The organism is Stenotrophomonas sp. 1278 (assembly GCF_029892765.1).
Lineage (GTDB): Bacteria > Pseudomonadota > Gammaproteobacteria > Xanthomonadales > Xanthomonadaceae > Stenotrophomonas > Stenotrophomonas indicatrix.
In genome coordinates this window covers 21,412-30,638 of the sequence record NZ_JARXWD010000040.1, presented here as the reverse complement: position 1 = coordinate 30,638, position 9,227 = coordinate 21,412, and the positions used below count along the sequence as shown (strand labels likewise).

The window sequence follows — 9,227 nt, the reverse complement described above, 5'->3', positions numbered from 1 at the left end:
GTGGTGGGGGGGGGGGGGGGGGGGGGGGGGGGGGGGGGGGGGGGGCGGGGGGGCCCCCCCCCCCCCCCCCGGGGGGGTTTGCGGCCCCCCCCCCCCCCCCCCCCCACCCCGCTAACCCTCAGAAAACCAGCTTCTGCTGTTGCTTCGGCTGTTGCAGTTGCCTCTGCGGGTGCAGGGCGCAGCCCTGCAAAAGAACCCCCCTACCTTACGGCCACTGCATCTCGCCCTTGGCCACCTTCGCACTCAACTCCAGCGACGCCACACCCGCCAGCTGCGGATAGCGCGCCTGCATCGCCTTCACCAACGCAGCGCTGTCCCTGGCCTTGGCGGTTTCAACATCGAAGGCACGGACGTAATCCGCGGTGAAGCGCAACGCACTGGCATCCAGTGCCGCCCCCTCCGCGTAATGACCGGGCACCACCACCTTCGGCTTCAGCGCCTGCAGCTGCTGCAGCGTGCGCAGCCAATCGGCATGCGACTGCGGCGTCTGCGTATCGGCCATCCACACGTGCTCGCCGGCCACCACCGGAATGCCACCGACGATCGCGCGCAGCGACGGCACCCACAGCACGCTGCGGTCCGGCGTCGGGCCATCCAGGCCGATCAACGGCAGGCGCTGGCCTTCCAGCTGCAGTGCATCGCCTTCCAGCACTGCGGGCACCACGATGCGTGCGGGAGCGTCGGCGCCCATCTTCGGCCCCCAGTACGCCAGCTTGCCGGCCTGGGATTCACGGATGTGCGCCACGGTCTGCGCGGTGGCGACGATGCGCGCCTGCGGGAACGCATCCTGCACGGTGGCCAGGCCGAAGTAATAGTCCGGATCGCCATGGCTGATGTAGATGGTGGTCAGGCGCTTGCCGCTGGCACGGATCTGCTCGACCAGCCGGCGTGCATCGCCGGCAGCAAACTGCGCGTTGACCAGGATCGCGTCGTTGCGCCCTTCGATCAGCACCGAGGACACCGAGAACATTGCCTGCGGGCCGGGATGGAAGGTCTGCAGGCGCAGCTGGGATTTGGCAGCGCTGGCGGGTGCAGGCGTGGCCGGTGCGGCCAGCAGCGGGGCGCTGGTGAAGCTGGCAGCCAGCGCGAGAGGAAGCAGCAGGGCAGCAGTACGCATGGGAGGTGTCCTTGGAGTGTCGAGCCGAGCGTTGGCTATGCCGGGCGTCCTTGCCCGGCCCTCTACGGGCCGTCGCAAGCGACGTTGGCAACGGCTCCTGCCGTTGCCTTCGGCGTTACAGGTGGGTAGCGCCGGGCCATGCCCGGCGGGCGGTCAGGCCGGCGAGTGCGCGATCAGTACGCCGCCGTGATGATCTGCCTGGGGTGCTTGTGCGCTTCCAGTTCGGCGACGAACGCGGCGCCGTAGTCGGCGTAGCTGATGCGGCTGTGGCCGCTGGCATCGGCGAGGAAGGCCTTGGGCTGCACGCGGTACTGCCCACGCTCTTCACCTGGGCCGATTTCGGCGGCCGGCGAGAAGAAGGTCCAGTCCAGGTCATCCACCGCCTGCAGGCGGTTGAACGCTTCACGGTGGGCAAGCGCGTAAGGCTTGTAGGCCTCCGGGAAGGTGGGGGTGTCGACCAGCTGCACGCCGGGGGCGACTTCCAGGCTACCGGCGCCGCCGACCACGACCAGGCGCGGCACGTTGGCCTTGCGGGCGGCGTTGGCCAGTTGTGCGGCAACCTCGCCGACGCGACCGATGTCGTCGCCCGGGCGCGGGCCGTAGGCGCTGGCCAGCACATCGTGGCCGGTGATGGCGGCGACCAGGGCGTCCTGGTCATCCAGCGAGGCGATGACCGGATGGGCACCGGCCAGCTCGGCCGGCAGGTCCTGCGCGCTGCGCACGATGACGGTCAGTTGATGGCCGTTGGCCAGCGCGTGGCGGGCGATCTGGCGGCCGATGTTGCCGGTGGCACCGACGAGGGCGATCTTCATGGCAGGACTCCGTGGGGGTGGTGGCTGGGAATGGGGCCACTGTAGGCCGCTGCAGTCGCTCGAAAAACAGCGTATAACGCGCTTGTTTGTTGCATGGATCGAGCAGATGGACCGATTGACCGCCATGACTGTATTCGTCGAAGTTGCCGAGCGCGGCAGCCTGACCGCCGCCGCCGAGGTGCTGGACATGTCGCGGGCGATGGTCAGCCGCTACCTGGCCGAGGTGGAGGGCTGGCTGGGCGCGCGGCTGCTGCACCGGACCACGCGGCGGGTCAGCCTGACCGGGGCCGGTGAAGCCGCGCTGGCGCGTTTCCGGCAGATGCTGGCGATCGGCGAGGAACTGCAGGGTGAGCTGGCCAGCGACGATCCCGAGCCACACGGCACGCTGCGCATCACCGCCAGCGTGTCGTTCGGGCAGAGCCATCTGGCGCGTGCGGTGGCCGCCTTCGTGCAGCGCCATCCGGCCGCACGCATCGAACTGCTGCTGGTCGACCGCATGGTCAACCTGGTGGAGGAGCGCGTCGACCTGGCCGTGCGCATCGCGCGGCAGATCGATCCCAGCCTGATCGCACGTCGTTTGGCGATCTGCCGTTCGGTGCTGTGCGCGACGCCGGCCTACCTGCAGGCGCGTGGCACGCCGACCGCGCCCGAACACCTCGCCGTGCACAACTGCCTGACCCATCACTACGTCGGCAAAAGCCTGTGGCAGCTGCATCGCGGAGGGCGCTCGCTGTCGGTGGCGGTGGGCGGCAACATCAGTGCCAATGAAGCATCGCTGTTGCTGGAGGCGGTGCGCGCCAATGCCGGTATTGCCATGTTGCCGACCTATCAGGTCGCACCGTTGCTGCGCAGTGGTGAACTGATCGAACTGCTGCCCGAGTACAGCCTGGACGAGCTGGGCATTCATGCCGTGTACGCCTCGCGCCGGCAACAGCCCGTTATCATGCGGCGATTCCTGGATTTCCTCGCCGAGTGCTTCGCCAGCCCGGCCTTCCAGGATCTGGACTGGCGCCCTTCGGGCAAGGAGAACACATGAACCATGGACAGGCGTTGATCGACCACAACCGTGCTGCCTGGGACCGCCAGGCCAGCGAGGTGCGCGAGTGGTCGCGACCGGTGGATGCCGAAACGATTGCCGCCGCACGCGAGGGACGCTGGCAGGTACACCTGACGCCGCGTGCGTTGCCGCTGGATTGGCTGGGCGATGTGCGTGGCAGGCGCATCCTGTGCCTGGCCTCGGCCGGTGGCCAACAGGCACCCGTGCTTGCCGCGGCAGGCGCTGAGGTGACCGTGTTCGATCTTTCCGACGGGCAGCTGGCGCAGGACCGCGCCGTCGCCGACCGCGACGGTCTGTCGCTGCGCACCGTGCAGGGTGACATGCGTGATCTGCAGGCCTTTGCCAGCGACAGCTTCGACGTGGTGTTCCATCCCATATCGAACCTGTACGTGCCCGACGTGCGTCCGGTGTGGGCCGAGTGCCGCCGGGTGCTGGCACGCGATGGCCTGCTGATGGCCAGCTTCTACAATCCGGTGGTGTTCGTTGCTGCGCGTGATGCACAGCTGAGCGAGCAGGGCCTGATCCGCCCGCAGTACGCGATTCCCTATTCCGACCTGGAAGACCTGGAGCCCGCCGCGCGCGAGGCCAAGCTGGCCCGTGGCGAAGCGCTGACATTCGGCCACAGCCTGGGGGATCTGATAGCAGGGCAGCTGGATGCCGGGTTCGTCATCGACCGCTTCATGGAAGACTGGCAGCCGCAGCCGCGCTTCCTGATCGACCGTTACCTGCCGACCTTCCTGGCCACCCGCGCACGCCGGATCGGCTGAAGACGCGGGCGTACAATGGACGGCCCCACGTTGCACGAGTGAGCCGTCCCTTGTCGTATCCCTATCCGCTGGTCGTGTTCGACCTCGATGGCACGCTGGTCGACAGCGCCGCCGATATCGCCGAAGCACTGAACCGCACGCTGGAAGACATCGGCCTGGCGCGCGTACCCGAAGCCACCGTGCTGGGCTGGATCGGCGACGGCGTGCGCCGGCTGGTCGAACAGGCCGTGCAGGCCGCCGGGCGTCAGATCGATCTGGCAGCGGTGATGCCGACCTTCATGGTCCATTACCGCGAATGCCTGCTGCGCAGCCCGCAGCTGTTCGCTGGCGTAGTGGACGCGCTGGCGCAGTTGCGCGCGTTGAACGTGCCGCTGGCCATCTGCACCAACAAGCCGGCCGCGCTGGTGCCGCCGTTGCTGCAGCACCTGGGCATCGCCGATGCCTTTGCGCTGGTGTTGGGCGGTGATTCGCTGCCGCAGCGCAAGCCCAGTGGTGAGCCGTTGCGGCATATCGCCGCGCACTTCGAACTGCCCGTCGATGCGTGCCTGATGGTTGGCGATTCGCTCACCGACTATCGTGCTGCCGAGGACGCCGGCATGCCGATTGCGCTGGTGCGCTACGGCTATCCGCGAGGACTGGACCTGGAAAACGCGCAGGCCGTCGCGGTAATCGACGACCTGCGTGAACTGCCGGGATTGGCTGCGGTATCGGCGACCTGACCCGCCGGTAGCGCCGGGTCATGCCCGGCGGCCCTTCGATCTGGCGCCCCGACGCCGGGCATGGCCCGGCGCTACCACTTACCTGGGCTGGTAACGCACGCTCAGCTGATACTCGCGGCCTGGCTGGTTGAACCACGCCACGGTTTCGTACTCGCGGTCGAACACATTGGCCACCCGCGCCAGCACCGACCATGCCGGGGTCAGCGCGTATTCGGCGCGCAGATCCAGCGTGCCGTAGCCGCCGACCTTCACCGCGTTGGCGGCATCGTCGTAGCGCTTGCCCGCGCCCTGTACGGTCAGGCCGGTGCGGAAATCACCGAAACGGCGGTCGATGTCCAGGCGCGCGGTCTGCTGCGCACGGCGTGCCAGCCAGTTGTCGAACTGCGCGCTGCCGTTGGTGCGGTTGCGCGGGTCGGTGAAACTCAGCTGCGCGTTGATGTCGAAGCCGGCCACGGTGGCGCCGCCGGTCAGTTCCGCACCGCGGATGCGTGCCTTTTCGACCTGCTGCATGCGGAAGGTGGCCGCGTCGTAGGTGATCAGGTCATCGATGCGGGTTTCGTACACGTCCAGGCCCCAGCGCCAGCCCTGGCCCTGCTGCGAGATGCCGAGATTGGCACTCTTGGACTTTTCCGGGTCCAGCGTCGGCACGCCGCTCCACGGGTCGTACAGGTCGCTGAAGGTCGGTGCCTTGAACGCGGTGCCGTAGCTGGCGTTGACGCGCAGGCCGTGGCCCAACTCCATCGCCCAGCCGAGGCTGCCGGTGGCATGGTTGCCGAACTGCTGGTTGTCATCATTGCGTGCGCTGGCCTGCAGCTGGTGACGGCCGAAGCGCGCCTGGTACTGCAGGAACACGCCGGTGTTGCGACGGCTGTCGACCAGGTAACCGGCGCTGCTGCCATCCAAGTTGTCCTCGCTCCAGTCCACGCCGGCGCTGAGCAGCTGGCCTTCGGCAATACCGATGTCGGCCTGCAGCGAAGCGCTGTCGCGGTGCGTCTGTGCGCTGCCGCGTGCACCGAAATCACCGAAGTTGTCGGACTCGTTGTCGCTGCGGCCGACGTTGGCGGTCAGCGTCAACTGCTCGGACGGGGTGTAGCGCACCTTGCCGGCCAGCACCTGCTGGCGGGTCTCGGAGTAGTTGTAGTAGCCGTCGTAGTGGTTCTTGCCGTCGGCACGCAGGGCGCTGCCTTCCACGGTCCACTGGTCGCTCAGGTTGTAACCACCGCGCAGGTTCTTGGACAGGTTGCGGTAGCCATCGCGGTCGGGTTCATCGGCAAAGCAGCCGGTGAACAGCGTGGCCGAACCGCGGCAGGCATCGATGCCATCCGAATGCTGGTAGGCGATGTCGGCGCCGAACCAGCCGCGTTCGGTGCCGCCACCGATGCCGCCGCTGGCTTCACGCAGGCCATTGCTGCCGCCGCCCAGCTGGAAGTGCGGAGCGAAATCCCCCTGGTTGCGGCGGGTGAAGATCTGGATAACGCCGCCGATGGCGTCGGCACCGTACAGGCTGGACTGCGGGCCGCGCACGATTTCCACGCGCTCGATCTGTGCCAGCGGCAGATCCTGGTACATCGCCAGGCCGAGGTCGGCGCTGTTGATGCGCACGCCATCGACCAGCACCACGGTGTGCGAGGAATTGGTGCCACGCAGGAACAGCGAGCTCTGCTTGCCCAGGCCACCGGCATTGGTCAGGTTGATGCCGGCGCGGCCCTGCAGCAGTTCCTGCAGGGAGGTGGCCTGGCTGGATTCGATCTGCGCGCGGTCGATCACCTGCGCAGGCGCAATGCTGTCCTGCAGGGCGATCGGAGTACGGGTAGCGGTGACCAGCACCTGGTCGAGGTCGGCGGCGCCATCATCGGCCAGGGCCAATGCAGGAAGTGCGGCCAGCACGGCCAGGGACAGCATTCGGGACTGCAGTTTCATCGGGGGACTCCAGGTGCCGCGCACGCCCGCGCAGCGAAGGGGAGGAGTCACAACAGGCAGGCACGCGCCGATGCCGCGGCCATCGCCACAGACATCCAGCGCCATGCCCACCGCATCGCGACCTGAGGCTTCCGGGCCGGTCTCCGGGCTCGCCGCCGGGTGGCCCGAGGCCACCGTCCAGGCGCCTTCCCATGCCTGCGGCACAGTGGCGGGGTTGCCTGGAATTGACGTGCTTACCGTTGCGGGGGCAGCGCCGGCATGGCGTGTTGTCACGCGTCACCGGCTTCCCGTTTCAACCTGCCGGCAGGGCCGCAGGTCACCTGGAAGTGCGCGCAGTCTACGGCATCGCGGCCGGCCCGTAGCGTCGAACCCGCACGTCTGAGCAGGCGCGGATGCACCTGCACGGTGCAGCAGACCTGCGCCAGCGCCTAGAATGCAGCTCGAATTATCGTGGTGCCGTTGCCGATGTCCGTCTGTTTTCCGCTGTTCCCGCGCCGCCCTGACTGGGCACGCGCATGATCCTCGACCTGGTCCGCCATGCCGGCAACGGTCGCGATGAGTTCCTCGATGGCCGCAGCGATCCGCCGCAGCTGGCCCGCCTGCCGCAGGAACTGGTCGATGCCTATGCCGGGCAATCGTGGGAACGGGTGATCAGTTCGCCGCGCCTGCGCTCGCTGCATACGGCGATGGCACTGGCCACACCGCGCGCGCTGGATGTTGAGGCCGACGAGGAGTGGGAAGAGCTGGATTTCGGCGACTGGGATGGCCAATCGTTGTTCGATCTGCCGGAAGAGGCGTTGGCCGCGTTCCACGCCGATCCGCACGCGTTTCCGCCGCCGCATGGCGAAAGCTGGGGCCACTTCGAACGGCGCATCGCACGCGCGCTGGATCGCCTGCTGGATGACGACGACCCGCCGCCGACGGTCGTGGTCAGCCACGGCGGCCCGCTGCGCATGGTGCTGTCGCTGGTGTGCGGCCTGCCGATGTCGCTGTGCTGGGCGCTGCGCATCGACCACGGCACGCGCCTGCGCGTGTGGGTCGAGCGCGGTGAAGCGGGGCTGGTGGGCGAGCTGCTGGAGCTGCAGCAACCCTGACGAATCCGGTAGCGCCGGGCCATGCCCGGCGCTACCGATCACGCATCACAGTGGTGGTGCCGGCCGGTGGCCGGCATTCCCAGCAACGCCGAGGCCTCAATCCTCGTCGGTGCTTTCGGCCGTGCTTTCTTCGCCGTCGTCCTCGGCGTCGAAGCGCTGCTCATGCACCGGGCCCGATGCCGGACCTGCCGCCTTCAGCGGATGCACGGCAATGCGCGCTTCGTAGTCCTGCACCAGCGCCGTACGCTGCGGCTCGCTCAATTCCTGCCAGTGGCAGTCCAGCAGCGCACCTTCCAGCGAATACAGCAGGTTGAGGCTGGGCTTGAAGCCGGCACGCTTGACCTTGACGAAGGCACCAACGGCACCGATGGCAACCAGGTCCTCGCGGCTGCGCAGGCCCACCTGGCGCAGCCATGCCGCACTCTTCGGGCCGATGTTGCGCAGCTTGACCGCGCTCACGCCAACGCCCCGACGAACACCTCGGCGATGGCTTCCAGGCCGGCCTGGTCCTCGGCATCGAAGCGGCCAACGACCGGGCTGTCGATATCGAACACGCCGATCAGCTCCCCACCGCGGAGCAACGGCACCACCAGTTCCGAGCGCGATGCGGCGTCGCAGGCGATATGGCCGGGGAAGGCGTCCACATCTTCGATCCGCTGGGTAACGCGCTGGCTGGCGGCCGCACCGCACACGCCCTTGTCCAGCGGAATGCGTACGCAGGCCGGCAGGCCCTGGAACGGACCGACCACCAGTTCCTTGCCGTCGTACAGGTAGAAGCCCACCCAGTTCAGGTCGGGCAGGGCGTGGTAGACCAGTGCAGCGAGGTTGGCCGCATTGGCGATGCGGTCGGACTCGCCGTAGACCAGGCCACGGGCCTGTTCCAGCAGCTGGGCGTATTGTTCCGGCTTGCTGCCGGTGAGCGAGGCGTTGGCGAACATGGCCGCAGTCTAGCAAGCGTGCCGGGCCAGCGATAATGGGGCTCTGTTGCCCTGCTGGAGCCTGTGATGTCCCTGCCTGCCACGTTGCCAAAGGCCCTGTTCGTCACCGGCACCGATACCGAGATCGGCAAGACCGCCGCCAGTACCGCGCTGCTGCACGCGCTGCGCCGGCGCGGCCTGCGCGCGGTGGGCATGAAGCCGGTGGCCAGCGGCAGCCATGACGCGGGGCAGGGGCTGCGCAACGACGACGCGCTGGCATTGCAGGTCGCCAGCCTGCCGGTGCCTGACTACGCCGATCTGAACCCCTACGCATTGCGCCAGCCGTTGGCGCCCGAACTGGCGGCCGCAGAAGATGGCGTGCGCATCGAACTGGCCCCGATCGTGGCGGCCTTCGAACGCCTGCGCGCACAGGCCGACGTGGTGGTGGTCGAAGGCGTGGGCGGCTGGCTGGCGCCGTTGTCGGCGCAGCTGGACCAGCTTGACCTGGTACGTGCGCTGCGGCTGCCGGTGGTGCTGGTGGTCGGCATGCGCCTGGGCTGCGTCAACCATGCGCGGTTGACCGCACACGCGCTGCAGGCCAGTGGCGTGGAGTGCCTGGGCTGGATCGGCAACCACATCGATCCGTCGATGCAGCGCCAGGATGAGAATTTCGCGACCTTGCAGCAGCGTCTGACGATGCCCTGCTGGGGCCGGCTGCCGCATCTGCCGGGCGCCGATGGAGAAGCGTTGAGCGCGCATCTGCACAGCGACCACAGGTAGTGCCGGCCGCTGGCCGGCAACTGCACGCGTTTCACCACCTCGAG

10 protein-coding genes and 1 riboswitch are annotated in these 9,227 nt (G+C 68.3%); of the genes, 5 read left to right on the top strand and 5 right to left on the bottom strand.

Going from position 1 to position 9,227, the window contains the following annotated elements:
* Positions 1–205 precede the first annotated feature (205 nt).
* Both M2299_RS20170 and M2299_RS20165 read right to left on the bottom strand, forming a co-directional pair.
* The gene (locus M2299_RS20170; RefSeq protein WP_280884898.1) at positions 206–1,117 is read right to left on the bottom strand and encodes an MBL fold metallo-hydrolase; all 912 of its coding nucleotides are present in this window, start codon (positions 1,115–1,117) and stop codon (positions 206–208) included.
* A gap of 173 nt (positions 1,118–1,290) precedes the next feature.
* Positions 1,291–1,929, bottom strand: a complete 639-nt coding sequence (locus M2299_RS20165) for an NAD(P)H-binding protein (protein ID WP_033830261.1) — start codon at positions 1,927–1,929, stop codon at positions 1,291–1,293.
* Between the two features lie 106 nt (positions 1,930–2,035).
* Here M2299_RS20165 and M2299_RS20160 point away from each other — a divergent pair, with 106 nt between their 5' ends.
* The 3 genes from M2299_RS20160 to gph are packed head-to-tail and all read left to right on the top strand — an operon-like array spanning position 2,036 to position 4,472.
* Positions 2,036–2,965, top strand: a complete 930-nt coding sequence (locus tag M2299_RS20160) for a LysR family transcriptional regulator (protein WP_280884897.1) — start codon at positions 2,036–2,038, stop codon at positions 2,963–2,965.
* Positions 2,962–3,753, top strand: coding sequence for a class I SAM-dependent methyltransferase (locus M2299_RS20155; protein ID WP_080150131.1), 792 nt, complete (start codon positions 2,962–2,964; stop codon positions 3,751–3,753). The genes M2299_RS20160 and M2299_RS20155 overlap by 4 nt, the downstream gene beginning before the upstream one ends.
* 50 nt (positions 3,754–3,803) lie before the next feature.
* The gene (gph, locus tag M2299_RS20150; RefSeq protein ID WP_080150129.1) at positions 3,804–4,472 is read left to right on the top strand and encodes a phosphoglycolate phosphatase; all 669 of its coding nucleotides are present in this window, start codon (positions 3,804–3,806) and stop codon (positions 4,470–4,472) included.
* 78 nt (positions 4,473–4,550) lie between these two features.
* Here the strand turns inward: gph and btuB are convergent, their stop codons facing one another.
* On the bottom strand, positions 4,551–6,392 hold the full coding sequence (gene btuB, locus M2299_RS20145; RefSeq protein WP_280884896.1) for a TonB-dependent vitamin B12 receptor: 1,842 nt from the start codon (positions 6,390–6,392) through the stop codon (positions 4,551–4,553).
* Positions 6,393–6,508: 116 nt separating this feature from the next.
* Positions 6,509–6,731, bottom strand: a riboswitch (cobalamin riboswitch).
* 176 nt (positions 6,732–6,907) lie between these two features.
* On the opposite strand from btuB, the gene M2299_RS20140 reads away from it, so the two are divergent.
* Positions 6,908–7,486 carry a histidine phosphatase family protein gene (locus tag M2299_RS20140; RefSeq protein WP_059065880.1) on the top strand — a complete coding sequence of 193 codons (579 nt, stop codon included), beginning with the start codon at positions 6,908–6,910 and terminating at the stop codon, positions 7,484–7,486.
* 96 nt (positions 7,487–7,582) lie between these two features.
* On the opposite strand, the gene M2299_RS20135 is transcribed toward M2299_RS20140, so the two are convergent.
* Positions 7,583–7,945 (bottom strand): TfoX/Sxy family protein, encoded by a 363-nt coding sequence (locus tag M2299_RS20135; protein ID WP_280884895.1) that lies wholly within the window; start codon positions 7,943–7,945, stop codon positions 7,583–7,585.
* The gene (locus M2299_RS20130; protein ID WP_025878430.1) at positions 7,942–8,424 is read right to left on the bottom strand and encodes a GAF domain-containing protein; all 483 of its coding nucleotides are present in this window, start codon (positions 8,422–8,424) and stop codon (positions 7,942–7,944) included. The genes M2299_RS20135 and M2299_RS20130 overlap by 4 nt, the downstream gene beginning before the upstream one ends.
* Before the next feature lie 66 nt (positions 8,425–8,490).
* Here M2299_RS20130 and bioD point away from each other — a divergent pair, with 66 nt between their 5' ends.
* Entirely contained in the window at positions 8,491–9,183 is a 693-nt protein-coding gene (bioD, locus tag M2299_RS20125) for a dethiobiotin synthase (RefSeq protein WP_280884894.1), read from the top strand.
* Positions 9,184–9,227: the final 44 nt, after the last annotated feature.

Coding starts and splice junctions, on each gene's coding strand:
- M2299_RS20140 (WP_059065880.1), top strand. CDS start 6,908: ATGATCCTCGACCTGGTCCGCCATGCCGGCAACGGTCGCGATGAGTTC.
- btuB (WP_280884896.1), bottom strand. CDS start 6,392: ATGAAACTGCAGTCCCGAATGCTGTCCCTGGCCGTGCTGGCCGCACTT.
- bioD (WP_280884894.1), top strand. CDS start 8,491: ATGTCCCTGCCTGCCACGTTGCCAAAGGCCCTGTTCGTCACCGGCACC.
- M2299_RS20165 (WP_033830261.1), bottom strand. CDS start 1,929: ATGAAGATCGCCCTCGTCGGTGCCACCGGCAACATCGGCCGCCAGATC.
- M2299_RS20130 (WP_025878430.1), bottom strand. CDS start 8,424: ATGTTCGCCAACGCCTCGCTCACCGGCAGCAAGCCGGAACAATACGCC.
- M2299_RS20170 (WP_280884898.1), bottom strand. CDS start 1,117: ATGCGTACTGCTGCCCTGCTGCTTCCTCTCGCGCTGGCTGCCAGCTTC.
- M2299_RS20160 (WP_280884897.1), top strand. CDS start 2,036: ATGGACCGATTGACCGCCATGACTGTATTCGTCGAAGTTGCCGAGCGC.
- M2299_RS20155 (WP_080150131.1), top strand. CDS start 2,962: ATGAACCATGGACAGGCGTTGATCGACCACAACCGTGCTGCCTGGGAC.